Annotated in this window: 19 protein-coding genes and 1 pseudogene; 8 read left to right on the top strand and 12 right to left on the bottom strand. The window is 40.3% G+C overall.

Going from position 1 to position 22,400, the window contains the following annotated elements; all coding sequences use genetic code 11:
* Positions 1 to 304: 304 nt before the first annotated feature.
* Positions 305 to 1,147: a 23S rRNA (adenine(2030)-N(6))-methyltransferase RlmJ gene (locus ACERCF_RS10765; protein WP_373610858.1), complete on the bottom strand. Its 843-nt coding sequence runs from the start codon at positions 1,145 to 1,147 to the stop codon at positions 305 to 307.
* A 64-nt stretch (positions 1,148 to 1,211) separates the two neighbouring features.
* Between ACERCF_RS10765 and ampD the strand changes: the two genes are divergently transcribed.
* Positions 1,212 to 1,763: a 1,6-anhydro-N-acetylmuramyl-L-alanine amidase AmpD gene (ampD, locus tag ACERCF_RS10760; protein WP_373625569.1), complete on the top strand. Its 552-nt coding sequence runs from the start codon at positions 1,212 to 1,214 to the stop codon at positions 1,761 to 1,763.
* A gap of 1 nt (position 1,764) precedes the next feature.
* Here ampD and rluA read toward each other — a convergent pair whose 3' ends face one another.
* The 4 genes from rluA to ACERCF_RS10740 all read right to left on the bottom strand — a co-directional run bounded on the left by rluA (position 1,765) and on the right by ACERCF_RS10740 (position 7,310).
* The gene (rluA, locus tag ACERCF_RS10755; RefSeq protein WP_373625568.1) at positions 1,765 to 2,433 is read right to left on the bottom strand and encodes a bifunctional tRNA pseudouridine(32) synthase/23S rRNA pseudouridine(746) synthase RluA; all 669 of its coding nucleotides are present in this window, start codon (positions 2,431 to 2,433) and stop codon (positions 1,765 to 1,767) included.
* Between the two features lie 9 nt (positions 2,434 to 2,442).
* Positions 2,443 to 5,355 (bottom strand): RNA polymerase-associated protein RapA, encoded by a 2,913-nt coding sequence (rapA, locus tag ACERCF_RS10750; RefSeq protein WP_373625567.1) that lies wholly within the window; start codon positions 5,353 to 5,355, stop codon positions 2,443 to 2,445.
* A gap of 156 nt (positions 5,356 to 5,511) precedes the next feature.
* Positions 5,512 to 5,877 (bottom strand): hypothetical protein, encoded by a 366-nt coding sequence (locus ACERCF_RS10745; RefSeq protein ID WP_373610862.1) that lies wholly within the window; start codon positions 5,875 to 5,877, stop codon positions 5,512 to 5,514.
* A gap of 107 nt (positions 5,878 to 5,984) precedes the next feature.
* Complete coding sequence (locus ACERCF_RS10740; protein ID WP_373610863.1) at positions 5,985 to 7,310, bottom strand: anti-phage deoxyguanosine triphosphatase; 1,326 nt, start codon at positions 7,308 to 7,310, stop codon at positions 5,985 to 5,987.
* A gap of 83 nt (positions 7,311 to 7,393) precedes the next feature.
* Here ACERCF_RS10740 and rlmD point away from each other — a divergent pair, with 83 nt between their 5' ends.
* Entirely contained in the window at positions 7,394 to 8,713 is a 1,320-nt protein-coding gene (gene rlmD, locus ACERCF_RS10735) for a 23S rRNA (uracil(1939)-C(5))-methyltransferase RlmD (RefSeq protein ID WP_373625566.1), read from the top strand.
* 37 nt (positions 8,714 to 8,750) lie between these two features.
* Here the strand turns inward: rlmD and ACERCF_RS10730 are convergent, their stop codons facing one another.
* The 3 genes from ACERCF_RS10730 to menC all read right to left on the bottom strand — a co-directional run bounded on the left by ACERCF_RS10730 (position 8,751) and on the right by menC (position 11,831).
* A complete protein-coding gene (locus ACERCF_RS10730; protein ID WP_373610865.1) occupies positions 8,751 to 9,935 on the bottom strand; it encodes a Bcr/CflA family multidrug efflux MFS transporter in 1,185 nt (394 codons plus the stop codon).
* A complete protein-coding gene (rsuA, locus tag ACERCF_RS10725; protein ID WP_373610866.1) occupies positions 9,935 to 10,627 on the bottom strand; it encodes a 16S rRNA pseudouridine(516) synthase RsuA in 693 nt (230 codons plus the stop codon). The genes ACERCF_RS10730 and rsuA overlap by 1 nt, the downstream gene beginning before the upstream one ends.
* 232 nt (positions 10,628 to 10,859) lie before the next feature.
* Positions 10,860 to 11,831, bottom strand: a complete 972-nt coding sequence (menC, locus tag ACERCF_RS10720; RefSeq protein WP_373625565.1) for an o-succinylbenzoate synthase — start codon at positions 11,829 to 11,831, stop codon at positions 10,860 to 10,862.
* Positions 11,832 to 11,976: 145 nt separating this feature from the next.
* Here menC and metG point away from each other — a divergent pair, with 145 nt between their 5' ends.
* A complete protein-coding gene (gene metG, locus ACERCF_RS10715; protein WP_373625564.1) occupies positions 11,977 to 14,043 on the top strand; it encodes a methionine--tRNA ligase in 2,067 nt (688 codons plus the stop codon).
* A gap of 10 nt (positions 14,044 to 14,053) precedes the next feature.
* Complete coding sequence (gene ndk, locus ACERCF_RS10710; protein ID WP_373610869.1) at positions 14,054 to 14,470, top strand: nucleoside-diphosphate kinase; 417 nt, start codon at positions 14,054 to 14,056, stop codon at positions 14,468 to 14,470.
* Positions 14,471 to 14,528: 58 nt separating this feature from the next.
* Here the strand turns inward: ndk and greA are convergent, their stop codons facing one another.
* Complete coding sequence (gene greA / locus ACERCF_RS10705) at positions 14,529 to 15,005, bottom strand: transcription elongation factor GreA (RefSeq protein WP_373610870.1); 477 nt, start codon at positions 15,003 to 15,005, stop codon at positions 14,529 to 14,531.
* Between the two features lie 96 nt (positions 15,006 to 15,101).
* Here greA and dacB point away from each other — a divergent pair, with 96 nt between their 5' ends.
* Positions 15,102 to 16,547 carry a serine-type D-Ala-D-Ala carboxypeptidase gene (gene dacB / locus ACERCF_RS10700; RefSeq protein WP_373625563.1) on the top strand — a complete coding sequence of 482 codons (1,446 nt, stop codon included), beginning with the start codon at positions 15,102 to 15,104 and terminating at the stop codon, positions 16,545 to 16,547.
* Positions 16,548 to 16,561: 14 nt separating this feature from the next.
* Positions 16,562 to 17,392, top strand: coding sequence for a GIY-YIG nuclease family protein (locus ACERCF_RS10695; protein ID WP_373625562.1), 831 nt, complete (start codon positions 16,562 to 16,564; stop codon positions 17,390 to 17,392).
* Between the two features lie 49 nt (positions 17,393 to 17,441).
* Here ACERCF_RS10695 and ACERCF_RS10690 read toward each other — a convergent pair whose 3' ends face one another.
* Positions 17,442 to 17,711 carry a GNAT family N-acetyltransferase gene (locus tag ACERCF_RS10690; protein ID WP_373625561.1) on the bottom strand — a complete coding sequence of 90 codons (270 nt, stop codon included), beginning with the start codon at positions 17,709 to 17,711 and terminating at the stop codon, positions 17,442 to 17,444.
* Between the two features lie 169 nt (positions 17,712 to 17,880).
* Here ACERCF_RS10690 and purH point away from each other — a divergent pair, with 169 nt between their 5' ends.
* On the top strand, positions 17,881 to 19,470 hold the full coding sequence (gene purH, locus ACERCF_RS10685) for a bifunctional phosphoribosylaminoimidazolecarboxamide formyltransferase/IMP cyclohydrolase (RefSeq protein ID WP_373625560.1): 1,590 nt from the start codon (positions 17,881 to 17,883) through the stop codon (positions 19,468 to 19,470).
* Positions 19,471 to 19,520: 50 nt separating this feature from the next.
* Here the strand turns inward: purH and ACERCF_RS10680 are convergent, their stop codons facing one another.
* Both ACERCF_RS10680 and ACERCF_RS10675 read right to left on the bottom strand, forming a co-directional pair.
* Positions 19,521 to 20,897 carry an L-serine ammonia-lyase gene (locus tag ACERCF_RS10680; RefSeq protein WP_373625559.1) on the bottom strand — a complete coding sequence of 459 codons (1,377 nt, stop codon included), beginning with the start codon at positions 20,895 to 20,897 and terminating at the stop codon, positions 19,521 to 19,523.
* A 44-nt stretch (positions 20,898 to 20,941) separates the two neighbouring features.
* On the bottom strand, positions 20,942 to 22,168 hold the full coding sequence (locus tag ACERCF_RS10675) for a serine/threonine transporter (RefSeq protein ID WP_373625558.1): 1,227 nt from the start codon (positions 22,166 to 22,168) through the stop codon (positions 20,942 to 20,944).
* A gap of 160 nt (positions 22,169 to 22,328) precedes the next feature.
* Between ACERCF_RS10675 and ACERCF_RS10670 the strand changes: the two are divergent.
* Positions 22,329 to 22,400 (top strand): annotated as a pseudogene (locus tag ACERCF_RS10670) (IS1595 family transposase); the annotation flags it as partial.

Here is a 22,400-nt window from a genome sequence, read left to right as displayed (position 1 = left end):
TGCTGATACCGACAACAAAACTACGTTTAGCAACATCAATGCCACAGAAATTAAGTTCATTCATCGTAACCTGCCTTGTATTCGGGTTGTGTTCGTGCAACTGTTCGGTTTTTGTGATGAAAGTTGTCGGCTCTCTAAGCTACACAACGAAGTGCTTTCAAGGGACGAGACGAGATACCGATAACGGGTTGTGTTGCTTAGTTTAACTCATTTGAGATATACAAGGGGCGGGTCCTGTGTCTGCCCACCAATCATTAGATGATATTCGAGCGGGCACAGGACCCGCCCCTACAGAACTCAAAATCTACTCTGGTGTAATCCACTCCACCGTCCAAGATCCTGTTCCTTCTGGCACAAGTACTTCCGTTAAATAAGGCAGAATTTTTTTCATCTGAGCTTCTAGCTGCCAAGGTGGGTTGATTACAATCATTCCGCTTGCGGTCATTCCTCGTTGGTCGCTATCTGGGCGAACAGCTAATTCAATTTGCAGAATTTTGCGAATACCTGTTTCCGTTAAACCACGCACAATGCGTTTAGTATGCTGGCGAAGTACCACTGGATACCAAATCGCATAAACACCTGTAGCAAAGCGTTTATAGCCTTCTTCAATCGCTTTTACTACCAGCTCATAATCTTCTTTTAATTCATAAGGCGGGTCGATCAGCACAAATCCACGACGCTCTTTTGGCGGTAATGCTGATTTTAATTGCTGAAAGCCATTTTCACGCTTGGTTTGTACATTTTTCGCTTTGGCAAATTCTTGGCGTAATAACGGAAAATCATTCGGGTGAAGTTCGGTTAAAATCGCTCTGTCTTGCTCACGCAACTGCTGAACTGCTAAAAGTGGCGAACCTGCGTAGTATTTCAGCTTTCCACCACGGTTAATTTTTTTCAGCTCATCAATGTAAAGAGATACTTCTTCTGGCAAATCATCACGCTCCCATAAACGAGCCACACCTTCTAAATACTCGCCTGTTTTTTCGGATTCAAAACTCAGCAAGCTATAACGCCCAACACCTGAGTGGGTATCAAGATATAAAAAGCCTTTTTCCTTCTCTTTTAAGGAACGTAAAATTAAAAGTTGGACAATATGTTTTAATACATCGGCGTGGTTGCCTGCGTGGAAACTGTGGCGATAACTGAGCATAATTTTCTCTTTTCTTGTAAAATGTCGTTAAACCTAATTTTACCGTATTTACCCTCTTTAAACTATGCAAAAATTAAAAATTGAGAACGGCTGTTTAGTTCATCAAAAACAAGTGCCATCACCCCATTTTAGCCCTAGAGCGAATGAAGATGATATTTCATTGTTGGTTATTCACTATATTAGCCTACCGCCTGAAGAGTTTGGGGGCGATTTTATCGATCTCTTTTTTCAAGGCAAACTAGACCCAAGCCTCCACCCTTATTTTGAAGAGATCAAAGATCTACGAGTTTCCGCCCATTGTTTAATTAATCGTAAAGGGGAAATTACCCAATATGTAAATTTTAATGATATGGCGTGGCACGCAGGTGTGTCTTGCTTTGAGGGGCGGGAAAAATGTAATGAATACTCGATTGGCATTGAGCTTGAAGGGAGCAATAATCAACCCTTTACTAAAGCACAATATCGTGCTTTGGCAAAACTCACACAATCCATTCAGGAAAACTATCCGCAAATTACTGATGAACGAATTATAGGGCATAGCAATATTGCCCCAGAGCGAAAAATCGACCCAGGGCAATATTTTGATTGGGATTATTACAGAAGTTTGTTGAAATAGTTTAAAACGCTGGCTCCGCAGTAAACGTGATTACCTCGTTCGTTATCGGGTGAGTGATAGTAAGCGATTCTGCGTGTAAATATAAGCGAGGAGCTAGACTTTTCGCCAACGGATTAGCATAAAATTTATCGCCAAGAATGGGGTGCCCTAACGCCAAACTATGTACTCTTAGCTGGTGCGAACGTCCCGTAATAGGCGTGAGCTTTACCCGAGTAGTATTATTCGGGTAATGAGCCAATACTTCATAATGGGTAATCGCTTTCTTGCCTCGCTCATAACAAATTTTCTGGCGAGGGCGATTTTCCCAATCGCAAATCAGCGGAAAATTCATTTCACCAGTATCCCCTACTTTCTCACCCAATTTGCCCCAAAGTAAGGCTATATAATGTTTTTTCGGCTCACGTTCACGAAATTGTCGCTTTAGTTCTTTTTCAGCTGCCTTGCTAAGTGCGAATAAAAGAATACCGCTTGTTGCCATATCAAGGCGATGAGCTGGCTCGGTAAAGCCATATTTTTTCTGCACACGGGTCATTGCACTGTCATAATACTCAGGCTGATTACCCGGCACAGAAAGCAAACCGCTCGGTTTATTGATGACTAAAATGTAATTATCCCGATAGACCTCATCTAAAAAAGGCTCTAACGGTGGGTTGTATTCAATTAATGCCATATATTTAAGCTACTCTTTATTACTCACAATCACACGCAAACAATCCAAACGGTAATTCGCAAGGGCGATTTGTGCTAAGGTTTCATTAAGCTGCTGATCTAACGCCTCCACCTCATCGGTTCGAATATTTTTATTCACCATTTTGAGCGATTCCAAGCGGTGTAATTCTGCTTTTAATTTACTGTTTGCCTCAAATGTGGCAGCTTCAATCACTTGTTGCACTTGAGGTAGCACGGCTTTTTCACTTGCTTTAATCAGCTTCTCAATATCTGCTCGTGCCATTTTCGCAATTTTATTTGCCATCTGTTTATTTACAGGTTTTAACTGGCGTTCAAGCCCTGCAAACGGTACTTGTGGAGCAATATTATTGCCTTTGTTATCCACCAAAATGCGAATTGGCGTTGGTGGCAAGAAACGGGTTAAATTCAAGCCTTTAGGAGCTTGTGTTTCCACAATATAAATTGCTTCAAGTAATAGTGTGCCAGTAGGTAATTTATTATTTACTAGCAATGAAACGGCTGATTTACCAATATCGCCAGAAGTAATTAAATCTATCCCATTACGGATCATCGGGTGATCCCAAGTGAGAAATTCCACGTCTTCACGCATTAAGGCTAATTCACGGTCAAACGTAATGGTTGTGCCATCTTCTGATACCCCCGGGAAATCTGGCACTAGCATATGCCCTGTTGGGCTAATCACAATGCTCTGCTCGCCTAAATCTTCTTGCTCTACTCCAATCACATCAAATAAATTCAAGGCAAAATTCACGAGGTGCGGATTATTATCCTCTTTGGCAATATCCATCGCAAGCTGTTGAGCGATTTCTCCACCATTAGAATTAAGCTCTAATAATCTATCTCGCCCTTTTTCTAATTCTGCTTTTAATTGTTGATGGCGTTTATGGGTTTTCGCTAAAAAGTCGTCAAAGTGTTCCGAAAGTTCAGGATTTTTCAAGAAATCGTGTAATTCTTCATTAAATTCACGGAAAATCGCTGTTCCCATTGGGCAGGTTTCTCCAAACGCATTCAAGCCTTTGTGATACCACTCCGCCAGCATTTGTTGGGCGGAATGGTTAAAGCACGGCACATAAATTTGAATATCATTTTTCTGTCCGATACGGTCTAAACGCCCGATACTTTGTTCCAATAAATCAGGATTATCAGGTAAATTAAACAGCACTAAGTCTTTAGCAAATTGGAAGTTTCGTCCTTCTGATCCAATGCTTGAGCTAATCAGCACTTGTGCTCCATCTTCTTGTTGAGCGAAATAAGCCGCTGCTTTATCCCGTTCCACAATCGACATTTTCTCGTGAAACACTGCCGAGCGAATAGCCTCACGCTCACGCAGCACTTGCTCTAACGCAATGGCTGTCTCTGCTTGTTTGCAGATAACCAGCACTTTTTCATCGCGATGATTTTTCAAAAACGTTATCAGCCATTCAATGCGAGGGTCAAAATCCACCCACTTCGCATTTGGGTTCATTCGCTGGAATAAGTATTCTGGATAAAGCAAGTCTGCTTGACTCACTCTTCCCATTATTCCCATTACTTTTAATGCATTTTGGTATTGTTTCGGCATTTCTAGACTGATTTGGTGGTATTCACGATGAGGGAAACCTTTCACACCTTGTCGCGTATTTCTAAACAACACTCGGCTTGTGCCGTGCCTATCAATTAATTCACTAATCAGCTCTTGGCGAGCTTGCAAGCGGTCATTTTCGTCCGATTTTTTGCTATTAATAGCTCGGAACATCGGCTCGGTATCTTGCTCACTCAATAAGTCTGCAATGGTATTCTGCTCATCATTGGTAAGTGGTTTATCATTTAATAATGTCGCTACCGCATCAGCAACAGGTTGGTATTGAGTTTGTTCCGTAACAAATTGGTTGTAATCATAGAAACGGTCAGAATCTAACAGAGCAAGGCGAGCAAAATGGCTCTCTTGCCCTAACTGTTCAGGCGTAGCGGTTAAAAGTAACACCGAAGGAATATTTTTCGCTAACTGTTCTACAAACTGATAACCCACAGAAGGCTGTTCTTCCGACCATTCGAGATGATGGGCTTCATCAACAATCAGCAAATCCCACTCGGCATCAAGCACTTGTTTTGCTCGTTGCGGTGCGGTTTCTAGCCAGTTCAGCGAAGTAATCACCAACGATTCGCTCTCAAACGGATTTTCACTTATATTATCGCCATTTTCATCTTCTTTATCGAAATCGCCACAGCGTTCTTCATCAAACAATGAGAATTTCAGATTAAAACGGCGAAGCATTTCCACCAGCCATTGATGTTGCAAACTTTCCGGCACAAGCACAAGCACACGCTCGGCTCTGCCGCTGAAAAGCTGTTGCTGTAAAATCATTCCTGCTTCAATGGTTTTACCTAAACCCACTTCATCGGCAAGCAAAACACGAGGCGATAAACGCTGCCCCACTTCTTTGGCAATGTGTAATTGGTGTGGAATGAGGCTCGCTCGAATACCACGCAAGCCTCTTAAAGGTGATTGATATTGAGCTTGCTGATGTTCTAATGCACGAAAACGTAAGGCAAAGCGATCACTACGATCAATCTGTGCCGAGAAAAGTCTATCTTGCGGTTTGCTAAAGCTAATTTTATGATCAAGCTGCATTTCAGGTAAAACAGCTTCTTCTCCGTTATCTACCCTTTTCCCCAAATAAATCGCAACACCTTGATTTTCAACCACATCAGTCACATCAAGTTGCCAGCCTTCGAGGCTACTAATTCTATCGCCTGCTTGAAATTGCACACGGGTTAAAGGAGCAACTGAAATCGCATACACTCGCTCTTCTTCTGCTGCAAGGAAATTGATGGTAACAGTGCGATGATCCACTGCTTTTACAATACCTAAACCTAAATTATTTTCCGATTCACTTAGCCAACGCTGACCAACTAAAAACATTCTTTTCCTCTAAAGTTATTTCATTGTTATTTTTAAGGCTATTTTAGCAAATTCTCCCCGCCACCTGCTTCACTATTTTTACAAAAAAGTATAAGAAAAAGACCGCTTATGCGGTTAAAACACACAAGCGGTCTTTTTTAATTTAGATTTTGCAAATTATTTATTGTCTAAATCTAATTCTGCTTTATATTCAATACGATCGTTGCCTTCTAATTCAATATCAATCTCTAATTCTTGCTTGTTACGCTTAAATTTTAAATCTGCATCTCTATCTTTAATTTCAGATTTAACTAAGTCAAAACCTTTGCTTTTTGCGTGTGCAATTGCTTTTTCAGCTAAACCGCGAACATCAGTTCCTTTAACGTGGTATTCAACCTCAAATTCATTCTTACCTTGAAGCTCTGATTTGATTAACTCACCTTGTGGCTGATAGATTTCATCTGGTACAGCGACTGCTTGAGCAAATGCGGTTGCAGAAGCAAAAGTAGTAAGAATTAATAATGCTTTATTTAACTTTTTCATAAGAATCTCCCATTCTTTTATTGTTGTGTTAATAGTTGATTAAATCAATCAACTTGCTATTTAGGACCGAATCAATTGCAATTAGTTCACTTAATTTTAATAATTTGTTAAAAATTTTTAAAAAGCTTAAACGCTTGCCCGTCAGACATACTCGCAAGATAATCACAGATCACCCTTGCTCGTTTAGTTTCTTCCGAGTTTTGCCAACGTTCACGCACGTTATTAGGTAATAATCGCATTGGGTCGCTGCTTAAAATATCAAATAGCTCCATCAAAATACGCTGCCCTTTTCGTTCCACTCGCTGAGTTTTGGCATCACAAATCACATATTGGTACACAAAATCTTTTAGAATTTTCAGCACACAATAGACATTTTGAGGCAAATAGGCATTATAACGGAGCAGCGGTTCATTAAATTCAGGTAGTTCTTTCCAAAGTACATTGGTAATAAAGTGATTCACTAACGCCCCGATCACATCTTTGCGTTCATAACGGTGTTGAGAAAACAATTTGTTACTCATTTCAGGCAAACGCTCTTTGATCCACTCTGAACCGCATCCTTTCAGTAACTTTTCTGCATTTTGCCAAGATTGTGGCGTTACCATTCCGCCAACAATCGCATCTTCTAAATCGTGAACGCCGTAGGCAATGTCGTCCGCCAGCTCCATAATGCTACAATCAAGGGATTTATAGCGAGTTTTATTTGGCTGTTTCGGATCTTTATTTGGCTCAACCGAGCAGAATTGTTGCTTATCTTTTTCACTTAACGGAGCTAACACCCAATCGAAAAAGTGCTTGTCGTCATCAAAAATCCCTTTGCTTTGCGGAAAATGGTGTAGGTTGATATGACGAGCCTCTTCCACTACCGCAGGAAAAGCGGGAGAACTGGCAGACAACAATGATGGATATTTCATCACTCCAAGCAGTGTACGGCGGGTTAAATTCATACCAGCCTTTTCGGTGTAAGGCTCAAGCTGAGTCATAATGCGGAAAGATTGAGCATTGCCCTCAAAGCCACCAAATTCGTGCATTTTATAATTTAAAGCCATCTCGCCGCCGTGTCCGAAAGGGGGATGTCCGAGATCGTGAGCAAAACAGAGCGATTCAATCAAGCTACGGGAAGGCAATAAAGCGGTCAGATTTTCTTCGTTTTTTGCAAAATTTGGATCAGAGCAGACCGCTTGAAAGCCAGCTTTGTCTTCTAATAATTTTTCACGCAAACTACTGCCAATTTGTGCAACCTCAAGGGAATGGGTTAAACGAGTGCGATAAAAATCGTCCTCCCCCACGGCGTGAATTTGCGTTTTCGCCTGTAAGCAACGAAACGCTTCCGAATGCAATAACCTTGCTCTATCTCGCTGGAACGGCGAGCGATGATCCTGCTCTCGTTTTTTATCTGCCAAATAACGTTCCGTCCACACTGCTGAAATCATATTGCCTCCGTTTTCCACCAAATGCTTTTCTTATATAATAGGGTTAATTTTTACTTTATATCACAACAATTTACACTAAAACAATGGCTATTTTTTATTCCGAAAAATCTGCAAAAAAATCACAAAAATCGACCGCTTGCCAAACCGCACAAATTCAATCGTTAGACTATCAAGGATTAGGTATTGCCAAAATTAACGGCAAAACGTGGTTTATTGAAAATGCGTTGCCAAGCGAACAAGTTGAATTCAAGGTGTTGGAAGAAAAACGCCAATACGGACGTGGGCAAGCGGTTAAAATTCTCCAAAAATCTGCAAATCGAAGAACGCCAAGCTGTGAGCTTTATGACAAGTGCGGCGGCTGCCAAATGCAGCATATTTCGTTGGAATTACAACGTGAAGCGAAACAACACGCTTTATTTCATCGTTTACAAAAACTACAAGTTGAAGAAATTCATTTTCAGCCGATGATTTCCGGGAAAGATAAAAGCTATCGCCGCCGAGCAAAACTCAGCATTGCTATTCAAAACGGTAAATTGGCAATGGGCTTTCGTTTGCAAAATTCTAACCAAATCATACCGCTTGCAAATTGCGAAGTGTTAGTCGAACCACTTTCTCAACTTTTGCCTAAATTGCAAGAATTAGTCGCAAATTGGCAACATCAGAAAAAGTTAGGGCATATTGAATTAGTACAAGCCGATAACACTATTACGCTATTTTTACGTCATTTAGGGGCATTATCGGCACAAGATAGTGAGAATTTACAGCAATTCGCTAAACAAGAAAATTTATCGCTTTTTGTGATGAGTGAAGAACATCAGATCGAACATCTTTATGGCGAATTGCCTTATTATGAAATTCAAGGCTTAAAACTGCATTTTTCGGTGCGGGATTTTATTCAAGTGAATGCGGAACTCAATCAAAAAATGGTGGAAAAAGCCCTTGAATGGCTTGAGCTTTCAAATGATGATCGAGTGTTAGATCTCTTTTGTGGAATGGGCAATTTTACGCTCCCCATCGCTCAGCTTGCCAAATCCGTTGTAGGGGTAGAAGGCGTTGAACCTATGGTGGAGCAAGCTCGTCAAAATGCTATTACAAGCGGTCTAAAAAATGTGGAATTTTACCAAACCAATTTAGATGAGCCTTTTGCCGATAAAGCGTGGGCGAAAGAGCCATTTAACAAAGTGCTGCTCGACCCTGCCCGCAATGGGGCATTGTTCTGTTTAGATCATTTGGCATCACTTAACCCCGAGCGAATTGTGTATGTTTCGTGCAACCCTGCTACTCTGGTGCGAGATGCAGAAAAACTGCTGCAATTAGGCTACCGTTTAGAAAAAGTGGCGATGATTGATATGTTCCCGCATACGGGGCATTTGGAGTCGATTTCTCTCTTTTTAAAATCTTAGTAGGTTGGGTTTTCGCAAGCTCAACCCAACCTACATATTATTTGCGTTGATAACAAAGAAAATAATAAACTACGCCAGCTAAAATGGTGCAGAATGCCATTGCATATAACATTGGAGCTGCACTGGTAATTGCAATGTGTGAAAGCCCTGCCCCCACTAATGAGGCAATGCCAAATCGAGCCGTGCCGGCAACGCCATTTGCAGTACCTGCCATTTCGGGGAATTGCTCTAAAATTGCTGCATTCGCATTACCATTAATGGTAGAAAGCATTCCAATATAAAGCGGCACACCGATTGCCATCGCCCAAAAGCCTAAATCAAACATCGCCACCATTGCCAGCCAAATCCCAAATGCAATTTGAAGCCCAAGTGCAATGCGTAACATATTTTCTGAGCCAACTTTAAGTACAATTTTGCCATTAATGGCGGTCATTGTTACCATCACAACCATATTTAAGCCAAAGAAATAACCGAAGTTTTCTTGCGATACCCCATATAACCCGATATAAACAATAGAGCCTGAAGTGAGAAAACAAAAGATACCGGCAAAGGTTAAACCGCCAATTAAGACATAGCCAAGTGTGGGTTTATGGCTAAGCACACCAGCAAAATTTTTCAATGCTTTGCCAAAACTTAACGGCAAACGTTTTTCAGGCACCAGTGTTTCGGGGATTTTCCAGCTAATAAGAATGGCAGATAACCCCCCCATTGCCACCATTACATAAAATACAGAATGCCAGTGGAAATATTTCGCAATATAGCCGCCAATAATAGGGGCAAGCAGTGGGGCTAGCATAGAAATAATCATAATGATCGACATTAAGCGAGAAAATAAATTGCGATCAAACAGATCTCGCACTAATGCCCCAAGCACAACGGCAGGTGCAGCAGAACATAGCCCTTGAGCTAAACGTAGCAGATAAAAGGTCTCTATTGTTTCTACTTGAGTGAGGAAATAAGCGGCGATTGCCGAGCCTATCAATCCGATTAAAATAATGACTTTCCGCCCGAAACTGTCTGCCATTGGTCCCCAGAAAAGTTGCCCACCACCAAAACCGAGTGCATATATTGCTAAGGTGGTTTGCACTTTTTCTTGGGAAACGGCGAGATCTCGAGCAATGTCTAAAAATGAAGGCAAATACATATCAATCGCCAGCGGCGGAAGCATTGCCATCATTCCTAAAATGATGAAAAAACTTAAGCTTGGTTTTCTAGTTTCCATTAAAATTGCTCTATCTCCTCTTTTGTGAGTGGACGAAATTCACCTTCTGCCAAATCATCATCTAGCACGATGTTACCAATTCGCCAACGGTGTAACGCTTCTACTTTATTACCCAATGCCGCGAACATACGTTTTACTTGATGATAACGCCCTTCGCTAATGGTTAAATTCACGTTGTAGTCGTCTAAAATTTCAAGCTGGGCAGGCAAAGTCGGCTCTTTCTCGCCCCTTAATAAAATGCCTTCTGCCAATCTTTCCGCATAAAAATCTTCCACAGGATCAGCCAGCGTTACCAAATAGGTTTTCTCGCAGTGGTGCTTTGGCGAAGTAATGCGGTGCGACCATTTACCATCATCGGTTAATAGCACCAAACCAGTGGTATCCACATCAAGCCTGCCTGCGGTATGGAGTTTTGTCATCAGCGGATAATCAAAGAATTGGAAAACTGTTGGGTATTCGCCATCATCGTGCGAGCAAATGTAGCCTTGTGGTTTATAGAGCATAAAATATTGCCCCTCTTCCATCCACTCTAATTTCTGATCTTCGTAATAAATTTCATCTTCTTGACTAATTTTTGCCGAACCACTTTTTTCAATTTTGCCATTTACCGTAACCACGCCACTTTTAAGGGCTTTTGTGGCCTGTGAACGGGTTAAACCTGTATTTTCTGCTATAAATTTATCTAAGCGCATATTTTCTAATCTATGTTTATTTTGAATAATTCCCCTCTTTAGCAAAGAGGGGCTAGGGGAGATTTGGCAGTAATAATTAGCGAAGAAAGATAATAAATAATTAGAGAATAAACAAAATTTAATTACTTTGAAAAATACTGATTATTTTCTCCGTTTATTCGCTCTGCCAAATCTCCCCCTCCCCTCTTTGCTAAAGAGGGGAGCTGAAATTCTGCCTTAGCAAGCAGTGTGATTATACCACAACCTCAGTCACAAATTCGCTCTCTATCCCCACCAACGGCAATGCCGAACCTTCCCACGCTCGCAATAATTGATGTTGCATTAAATTCAAGGTATCTAAACCTGGCACGCTGTCTGGCGTGTATTGCTGAGCAATGCGAGCAAGTTGTGTTAGCCCTAAACTGCTTTCAAGGCTTGAGCTGATTACTGCCATTAAATCTTGCGAATGAGCTTGTTGGATCAAATCCACACATTTTTCAAGCGAGCCGACCAGCGTGGGTTTAATGATGATAGCGGTCAGATTTTGCTCTTTTTTTACAACAAAATGAGGTTCTCGGACGGTTTCGTCCCACGCAATCGCAATGTTAGTTTGTTCTGCAAATTGGCGAGAAAGTTCGGGCGTTTGGCAAGGCTCTTCAATAAATTGAATGCGTGGCTTATGTTCATTTGAAATTTTTTCGGCAAATTTGACCGCTTGTTCCAGGCTCCATTGACGGTTTGCGTCTAATCTGAGCTGTAAATTTGGGAAATGAGAAAGCAATAAATTCGCTTGTTCGCCCTCTTTTTCGCTATCTACGCCTACTTTTAGCTTTCCAACCCGCTTTTCATTTTGGCTGAATGTTTTCTGCATTTTTGCTATATCACCATAACATAACACTGCAGATTGATAATTCCCCTGCTTGCCTAGCATATTATGAAGCTCAGCTAAGGCACAACTTAGCCCAAAAGCAACGGAAGGGAAAAGATTGACAAGCGAGCATTTTTTCCCGCTTCGCCAACCTTTTAGCCAGTTTTTTGCTTGATTTGCCGCTTGCTCTAAGGTTTCTTCACTGAAGGTGGGCAATGGTGCAATTTCACCCCAGGCGATTTCGCCATTTTCTTCAAGGCAGATCAATAAACCTTCTCGTTCGGTTAAGTTTTTTTTGCGTAACACTACGCCTGTTTGAATGGGGAATTGGTAACGGTATAACTTTACTTTTCGCATAAGCTATCCTTAAATTTGCAAAATTTTGCGATTATTTTATCGCTTATTGCCGCAAAGCCCTAATAAATTCACGCTAACTAGAAAAATCCTCTCTTTTCCGCTAAAATGATTCACAATTTTTACCCTTATTTTAATGAGAAACAGAATGTCTAACCAAAAACGAAAAATGCTTGTTACTTGTGCCTTGCCTTATGCTAACGGTGCAATTCATTTAGGTCATATGCTTGAGCATATTCAAGCGGATATTTGGGTACGTTTTCAGCGTATGCGTGGCAATGAAGTTCACTTTGTGTGTGCAGACGATGCTCACGGCACGCCAATTATGCTTAATGCAGATAAATTAGGCATTACCCCTGAGCAATTAATCGAAAAAGCGAAAGCCGACCACGAAGCAGATTTTGCAGGTTTTAATATTAGCTTTGATAACTATCACTCTACCCACAGCGAAGAAAACCGCCAAATCACAACTGAAATCTATAACACATTAAAAGTGAATGGTTTTATTAAGAGCAAAGTGATTTCTCAGCTTTTCGACCCTGAAAAGAATATGTTCTTGCCAGATCGTTTCGTGAAAGGCACTTGCCCGAAATGTAAAGCGGAAGATCAATATGGCGATAACTGCGAGGTGTGTGCTTCAACTTATAGTCCGATGGATTTAATTAATCCACGCTCGGCAGTTTCTGGCGCAACCCCTGTAGTCAAAGAATCTGAACATTTCTTCTTTGATCTACCAAGTTTTGAAGGAATGTTGAAAGAGTGGACACGTTCTGGCTCGCTTCAACCTGAAATTGCTAACAAAATGCAAGAGTGGTTTGAAAGTGGCTTGCAACAATGGGATATCAGCCGTGATGCTCCTTACTTCGGTTTTGAAATTCCAGATACAGAGAATAAATTCTTCTATGTTTGGTTAGATGCCCCTATCGGTTATATGGCATCATTCAAAAACCTGTGTGACCGCAAAGGCATTGATTTTGATGAATTCTGGAAGAAAGATTCTACCGCAGAGCTTTATCACTTTATCGGCAAAGACATTGTTTATTTCCACAGCCTATTCTGGCCAGCGATGTTGGAAGGCAGCGGTTATCGCAAGCCGACCAATGTGTTTGCTCACGGGTATGTAACCGTTGATGGGGCGAAAATGTCTAAGTCGCGAGGCACATTTATTCAAGCGAATACCTATTTGAAACATATCGACCCTGAATGTTTACGCTATTACTATGCAGCAAAATTAAACGATCGCATTGAAGATTTAGACTTCAGCCTCGATGATTTCGTGCAACGTGTAAATAGCGACATCGTGAATAAATTAGTGAACCTTGCCTCTCGTAACGCTGGCTTTATCGCTAAACGTTTTGATGGCAAATTAGCCTCAAAATTAGATGATGAAGAGTTATTCAATGAATTTATCTCTCAAGCAGAAACCATTGCGAATTTCTATGAAAACCGTGAATTTAATAAAGCAATTCGCACTATTATGGAATTAACTGATAAAGCGAACAAATACATTGATGATAAAGCCCCTTGGGTGATTGCCAAAGAAGAGGGCAAAGAGGCTGAATTACAAGCGGTTTGTTCAATGGGCATTGAGTTATTCCGTGTGTTAATGAGCTACTTAAAACCAGTATTACCAAAATTGGCTGAACGTGCAGAAGCCTTCTTACAAGCGGAATTGCGTTGGGATAATATCGCAACGCCATTATTAGATCATACCGTTGCACCATTTAAGTCTCTGTTCTCTCGCCTTGAGAAAAAACAGATTGATGCGGTAATTGACGAAACAAAAGCATTATTTGCTGATGCCCAAAAAGAAATAAAAAAAGAAGATAAGAAAGGAACACAAGCGGTGGAAAATACAGAAAATTCTGCAATCGAACCGATTGCCCCAGAAATTACCATTGATGATTTTGCAAAACTAGACCTGCGTGCAGCGAAAGTATTACATTGCGAAGCAGTTCCAAAATCAGACAAAATGCTCCGTTTTGAATTAGACTTAGGCGACCACAAACGCCAAGTGTTCTCTGGCATTAAAGCGGCTTATCCAAACCCTGAAGAATTAATCGGTCGATTCGTGGTTGTCATTGCTAACCTTGCGCCACGCAAAATGTCATTTGGGTTATCTGAAGGTATGATTTTATCTGCAGGAACTGGCGGTGCGAACTTATTCTTATTAGATGCAGACAGCGGTGTACAACCAGGTATGCAAGTAAAATAGGAGAATTGTGATGATTCAACAGACACTTTCTATTATTAAACCTGATGCGACACGCCGTAATTTAATCGGTAAAATTCTTTCGCATTTGGAAGAGAATGGGCTTGTGGTAAAAGCCCTGAAACGCTTGCATTTAACTCGTGAACAAGCAGAGGGATTTTATGCAGAACACAAAGGCAAAGAGTTCTTTGAACCTTTAGTAGAATTTATGACTTCTGCTCCTATTGTTGTTGCTGTATTAGAGGGCGAAAATGCGATTAGCCATTACCGCTCTTTAATGGGAGCAACAAACCCAGATAATCGTGAAAAAGGCACAATCCGTGATCTGTATGCGTTAAGTATGCGTGAAAACTCGGTACACGGCTCAGATTCTGAAGACTCAGCAAAACGTGAAATTGCTTATTTCTTCGTGCCGAGTGAGATTGTTTAATTAAGTGGATAAAAATAGGGGCAAATAATTATTTGCCCCTACACCTAACAATAAATAACTAAATATATTCTACACCGACAATATCAAATTCGACTTGTCCACCCGGTGTCGTAATACTTACGCTGTCGTCCACTTCTTTCCCAATTAAACCACGAGCGATTGGCGAATTTACAGAAATTAAGCCCTCTTTAATATTCGCTTCATCATCGCCCACAATGCGGTAAGTGACTTCTTCGTCCGTTTCTGCATTCACTAATTGAACGGTTGCCCCGAAAATCACTTTGCCGTTGTTGGTCATTTTGGTGACATCAATAATTTGAGCATTACCTAATTTGCCCTCAATTTCTTGAATACGACCTTCACAGAAACCTTGTTGCTCACGGGCTGCGTGATATTCAGCATTCTCTTTTAAATCGCCGTGTTCACGAGCTTCCGCAATCGCATCAATAATTTGCGGACGGCGTACGTTTTTTAAAAAATCCAATTCTTCACGCAGTTGCTCTGCACCACGCACAGTCATAGGAATTTGTTTCATTAAATCTGTTTCCTTACTAAAAATTATCGGTTTACGAATGAAATTGAAAGGGCTATTATTCAATTTCTAACTAAAAATTTCAACTCCCCTTTTATTATGATTTTTAAAAACGCCACTCGCTCTTTTTTTCAGAAATTTATCTTATCTACGCTCCTTATCCCAACCATTACACAAGCAGAAATTAATGTTAAAGAACTTATTCAAACCTTGCCAGCAGGCACTTCAGCCAGTTTTATTGCTAAGAATTTAGACACTAACCAGATTATCACACAACATCAAAGTGATGTTTTTATGCTACCGGCAAGCACTCAGAAAGTGTTTACAGCATTAGCAGCAAAATTAACCTTAAGTGATGATTTCCGCTTTCAAACCGCCCTTTTAACCAATGGCAATGTAGAAAATGGTGTACTAAAAGGCAACTTAATAGCTCGTTTTACCGGTGATCCTGAGCTTACAAGCGGTCAAATTTATCAATTAATTAGCAAATTAAAGCAACAAGGCATTACTAAAATTGAAGGGGATTTAATTTTAGATACCGCTGTTTTTGCCAGCCACGACAAAGCCTCTGGCTGGATTTGGAACGATTTAACAATGTGCTTTAATGCCCCACCGGCGGCGATTAATGTGGATCATAACTGTTTTTATGTCACCTTAAATGCCGACCAGCCCATTGGCGAATTTGCTAAAGTAAATGTGCCATCCGCTTACCCGGTGCAAGTGTTTAGCTCTGCTTATATTGTCGAGCCGAAAGAAGCCCCATTTTGTCAGCTTGATGTAGTGGTTCACGATAATAACCGCTATCAAATTAAAGGCTGTATGGCTCGCCAATCTAAGCCGTTCGGGTTAAGTTTTTCGGTGCAAGATCCGACCAATTACGGAGCGAATATCATCAACAAGCATTTAAAAAGTCTAGGTATTGAGTTTAACGGTCAGCTAAAAGAGCCTTTAACGCCACAAGTAGGCACAGTATTGGCTGAACACTACTCAGAGCCATTACCAGTCTTGCTGAAGAAAATGATGAAAAAATCGGACAATCAAATTGCCGATGCATTGTTTAGAACCGTTGCCAACAAACAACACAACCGCCCGGCATCATTCCAGTTAGGCAGTTATGTAATTCGACAACTTCTGAAATCAAAAGCCAATATTGATTTTAAAAACAGTGTAGTGGCTGATGGCTCAGGGCTTTCCCGCCATAATCAAATCAGTGCCAATACAATGCTGGAAACCCTTGAATATATCGCCAAAAATGAAGAAACCTTACAACTGTTTGAAACTTTCCCGATTGCAGGCGTGGACGGCACAATTTCCGGCAGAGGCTCAATTTCAACCGAACCGCTTGCCAAAAATCTAATTGCCAAAACCGGCTCGCTGAAAGGAGTTTACAACCTTGCCGGCTTTATGAAAAATGTGAGAGGCGAGCGAATTGCTTTCGTGCAATTTGTAAGCGGCTACTCCACAGGTGAGCTAGAAAGCAAAACCAAACGAGCTCCACTCAATACCTTTGAAAATCAGTTTTATATGGCGTTGTTTAATGAATAAGGAAGAAGATATTTATGGTTACTCATACTGTTATTGTTACCGATAGAGGACGAGATAATATTACGGTTTATACGAAAGAACCCGCTTTCTTTGTAATTGCTGATCGTACAGATTTCAATGCTCTCAAAAATTTAGAAGAGGCGAATAAAGCAGGTATTTATATCTTATTGGGCGAAAACAGACGATATATTGGGCAGGCTTCAGGTAAGATTTATGATCGTATTACAAAGCATATCAAAGACGAAACCAAAATTTGGTGGAATAAGATTATTTTCTTTGGTCGAGAAGATGGGCATTTAGATAAATCACAAACTGATTATCTTGAAAAAATGCTGATTAATGAATTTAAAAATACCGATTTAATTCTTGAAAATGGAACAATTGGCAACACGTCTTATATTGATAAAACCAGCAAAATCAAAGCCAAAAATGTATTTGATATTGTGCAAGAAATTATGGAAGAAGTGGCTCATATCAATATTTTTGAAAGTGAATTGAATGATGAGGAACAATTATCTGAAGAAGCACCATATTGTTGGATTGAACTTGCTGATGGCACTAAAATTTCAGGAAGAAATTTTAGAGATAATCAAAAAAACTTCTTCAAGCATTTATTAAATTCTCATTATCGAGAGCTAGTCGAAAACTACACCAGAAACGGAAAACCAACCTTAACACATTGTGTTGGCTCAGAGCCTTGTTACCGCCCAAATGGTATGGCATACACTACTAAACTTGAAGACGGTATTTATCTCTACACACATTCATCAACAGCTCAACGCCGTAAATCGATTCAATCTTTTGCGGATAATGTGGGACTAAATATAACTTTCTATTGGGAGTAAAACACAAGCGGTCGTAAATTTCTCACTTTTTACGACCGCTTGTTCTTAGTTAGGCAATCAAATCTCGATGACTTCGTTGCATTTTTACATCAATATAACTACAACTTGGTTTGACTTTTAAGCCTTTTTCTTGGGCAAAGGCAATCAGAGCATTATATAACTCCCCTGCTATTCCCTTGCCTTGAAAGGCTTCATCAACTCTCGTGGTGTACGCATCAATAACATTATCTTTAATGTAGCGATAACGCAGTATCCCAGCTTTTACGTTATTTTCCGTAAAATAAGCAAATTCAAAATTTTCTAGATTGTGTTTAATCATAAATCCTCCGTTTTTTCGCTATTCTACGCACTTTGAGAAGTTCTGCAAATAACGAATTTGCAAAGTTTACTAAAAATCTGACCGCTTGCAGATGAAAAAAGCAAACGTTTGCTTTATAATACTGCCCGTTTCATTTCAACTTTTAACTTCATTTTAAGGAACTTAGAAAATGGCGATTCAACAGGCGTTATTAAGTGTGTCCGATAAAAAAGGCATTGTCGAATTTGCTCGTGGGCTATCGGCTCGTGGGGTAAAATTACTTTCAACAGGAGGAACTGCAAAATTATTAGCAGATGCAGGCTTGCCTGTAACGGAAGTATCAGACTACACAGGTTTCCCTGAAATGATGGACGGTCGTGTAAAAACCCTGCACCCAAAAGTACACGGTGGGATTTTAGGTCGTCGTGGTACAGATGATGAGGTAATGAATCAACACGGCATTGAGCGTATTGATATGGTGGTGGTGAATCTCTACCCCTTCGCTCAAACTGTTGCTAACCCAAATTGTAGCCTTGAAGATGCAGTCGAAAATATTGATATTGGTGGCCCAACAATGGTGCGTTCTGCGGCGAAAAATCATAAAGATGTAGCGATTGTAGTGAATAATAACGATTTTGATGCCATTCTTGCTGAAATGGATCAAAATCAAAACAGCTTAACCTTAGAAACTCGTTTCAATTTAGCAATCAAAGCCTTTGAGCATACTGCACAATACGATTCAATGATCGCCAACTACTTCGGGCAAAAAGTACCGCCATATCAAGGGGCTGAGGAAGAAGATTTAACCCAAGTGTGCGGTCAATTCCCTCGTACTTTAAACCTCAACTTTGTGCGTAAACAGACAATGCGTTATGGCGAAAATGCCCATCAAAATGCGGCATTTTATGTGGAAAATGAGCTAAAAGAGGCATCTGTTTCAACGGCTAAGCAATTACAAGGCAAAGCCCTTTCTTACAATAATATTGCTGATACCGATGCCGCTCTTGAATGTGTGAAAGAATTTACAGAGCCAGCTTGTGTGATTGTAAAACACGCCAACCCTTGTGGCGTGGCGTTAGGTAAGGATATTTTAGAGGCTTATAACCGAGCTTATCAAACTGACCCAACTTCCGCATTCGGTGGCATTATCGCCTTTAACCGTGAATTAGATGGCGAAACAGCCCAAACGATTGCAGAACGTCAATTCGTGGAAGTAATTATTGCCCCAACCGTTTCAACAAAAGCGAAGGAAGTGTTAGCCAGCAAGAAAAATGTGCGTGTGCTTGAATGTGGCGAGTTCTCAACGGCTCAAAAACGTTTAGATTTCAAACGTGTAAATGGCGGCTTATTAGTCCAAGATGCGGATCAAGGTTCTGTTTCTCTCGATGATTTGCAAGTCGTTTCCGAGCGTAAGCCAACAGAAGCTGAATTAAAAGATTTACTCTTCTGCTGGAAAGTGGCGAAATATGTGAAATCAAATGCGATTGTCTATGCGAAAGATGGGCAAACTATCGGTATTGGTGCAGGGCAAATGAGCCGTGTTTATTCAGCGAAAATTGCGGGCATTAAAGCAGAAGATGAAGGCTTACAAGTGGCAGGCTGCGTGATGGCATCGGATGCTTTCTTCCCATTCCGTGATGGTATTGATGCAGCGGCAAAAGTCGGTATTACTTGTGTTATCCACCCAGGTGGTTCAATGCGTGATCAAGAAGTAATTGATGCTGCAAACGAACACGGTATGGCGATGGTATTAACCGGAATGAGACATTTCCATCATTAATATTTAGTTAAACTAAAAGGCTATCTTGTTAAAAGATAGCCTTTGCTTATTTAATCACAGGGTAAGACTTTAATCGCTAGACCACCCGTTGAAGTTTCACGGTATTTTGCGTTCATATCCCGACCTGTTTCATACATCGTTTCGATCACTTTATCTAAACTCACTTGTGGCGAAGAAGTTCGACGTAATGCCATTCGACTTGCATTAATCGCTTTGACTGACGCTATCGCATTTCGCTCAATACAAGGCACTTGTACTTGTCCGCCAACAGGATCGCAAGTTAAGCCGAGATTATGCTCCATCGCAATTTCTGCCGCCATACAAACTTGTTCTGCACTACCGCCCATAATTTCAGTAAGCCCTGCTGCTGCCATTGAACAAGCTACCCCCACCTCGCCTTGACAACCTACTTCTGCCCCAGAAATCGATGCATTCATTTTGTAAAGAGAACCTATCACACTGGTTGTGAGTAAATAACGCTCAATTGTTTCTTGGTTAAGTTGGGCGATAAATTTCTGATAATAAGCTAATACCGCAGGCACAATTCCACAAGCACCATTAGTTGGGGCGGTTACCACTCGTCCACCTGCAGCATTTTCTTCATTAACCGCAAGAGCAAACATATTAACCCAGTCGATAATTTGCATAGGATCAGTATTAAATTTGCTGTTAGCTTCTAACATTCTGCGTAATGAGCAAGCTCGGCGAGCTACTTTAAGTGGACCAGGCAATAATCCCTCTGTATGAACACCTCGTTCAATGCAGGCTTCCATTGTTTGCCAAATCATTGCGAGATAATCCGAAATTTCTTCTTTTGAGCGTAGTGCCAACTCATTTTTCCACACAATTGAGGAAATAGGCAACCCATTCTCTTTACAGTGATGTAGCAAATCAGCCGCATTGCGATAAGGAAAAGGCACAGAGACATCGCTCTCTTTGACCTTTTCAAAATTTGCCTCATCAACAATAAATCCGCCACCAATTGAGTAATAAGTGTTTTCAAATAAGATTTCTTCGCCACTTAAAGTGGTGAACTTCACGCCATTTTCGTGTAGCGGCAAGAAATCATTATGAAAAGGCATATCTTCAAAAAAATCAAATTGAATCTGCTTAGCTTCATTACTACTTTCTGCAACCACCAGTTGCTTATTTTGTTTTAAGCTTTCAATGGTGCTATCGATACGTTCAATATCCACATTATGGGGTAAATAACCCATTAGCCCCATAATAATAGCAATATCAGTATTATGTCCACGTCCTGTCAGGGATAGCGAGCCATAAACATCAACCCTCAAGCGATCAAGTTTTGCCAAAAGTTTGCGATTTTGCAACTCATCAACAAATTCTTTTGCCGCTTTCATCGGTCCAACTGTATGGGAACTGGAAGGTCCAATCCCCACTTTAAACATATCAAATACGCTAATCATAAACACGTCCCACAATAAAATCAAAAGTGTGCATTTTACTCGAATTACAGTAATCCGTACACAATGGCTGAAATTGCAATACAGCCCATAACGAATACAAAAATCTGTCCAAATTCATTTTTAAAGCGAGCAAGGGCTGGCACTTTGTAAACAGCATACACCGGCATAATAAATAAAATCATCGCAATAATTGGACCACCTAAGCTCTCAATAAAACCTAAAATACTTGGGTTAATAGTTGCAACAATCCATAAAATGACTAAGAAAATAGCAGCTGTAATTTTGCGGAATTTGTTTGGTTCAATAGGTTCTTTACGCATTTGATTCACTAAACCTTCTAATCCCTCACGAGCCCCTAAATAATGCCCAAAGAATGAGCTACCAATCGCTAAAAATGCCACTAATGGTCCGAAATAGGAAATAATCGGATTATCGAATTTATTTGCTAAGTATGACAAAATCGAGATATTTTGTACTTTTGCTTCGGCTAATTCTGCTGGTGTTAGCGTCAGCACACAGCTAAACACAAAAAACATTACAAATAATACTAAGATAAATGCGGTAGAGCGTAACACTTTAGCTGCTTCAGTTTCTGTTTTATGCTCATCTTGGTAATGTTTTTGTTGAGAGAGTGCAAATGAGGAAATCGCTGGTGAATGGTTGAAAGCAAAAACTAAAACCGGAATCGTTAGCCAAAGTGTAGTTAAGAAATCGCTAGTAGTTGGCATTTGTTGTAACGCCGCAGTATTCCATTGCGGAATAAGATAAATGGATAAACCAAATAAAATTAATACCAACGGATATACTAAACAAGTTGTAATTTTTAGCATTACTTCTTCGTTAAGCAACATCACACCAATCATAGCGACAATTAAAATAAAGGATAATACTGCTCTAGACGGTGGCGTTATGTGGAGCTGATTTTCGATAAAAGAACTAACAGTATTCGTAATTCCAACACCATAAATCAGTAAAATTGGGAAAATAGCAAAAAAGTAAAGCAACGTAATCAATTTACCTGCTTGTTCACCAAAATGCTCTCGTACAACAGATGTGATATCACTTCCTTTGTTTTTTGATGATAGCACAAAGCGTGTTAAACCACGATGAGCTAAATAAGTCATTGGACCGACTAATAAGGTCATAACAACTAATGGATAAAATCCACCCATACCTGCATTGATAGGTAAAAATAAAACTCCAGCTCCCACTGCAGTACCGAATAAATTAAGTACCCAAGTAAGAGAAAAACGTTGAGATGGCGTAGCCATAATAATCTCCTTTTTATAAAGCTAATAAAACAATGCTATATTAGCTCTATCAACAAAGAAGGCAACGTCTTTTTACTCATTTTGAGGTATGCCTATCAAAATAAGAAAAGGGGCTGTCCTAGATAACGACTAAAACTTCCATTTAGGTTAAGATAACCTTATGAGAAAAAGTCGTCTAAGTCAGTACAAACAACATAAACTCATAGAGCTGTTTGTAGCAGGCGTAACTGCT

Origin of the sequence: Mannheimia kashgarensis, from assembly GCF_041807705.1 — a bacterium.
Taxonomy (GTDB): domain Bacteria; phylum Pseudomonadota; class Gammaproteobacteria; order Enterobacterales; family Pasteurellaceae; genus Mannheimia.
The sequence above is the reverse complement of the archived record's forward strand: the minus strand, read 5'-3'. Positions and strand labels throughout refer to the sequence as shown.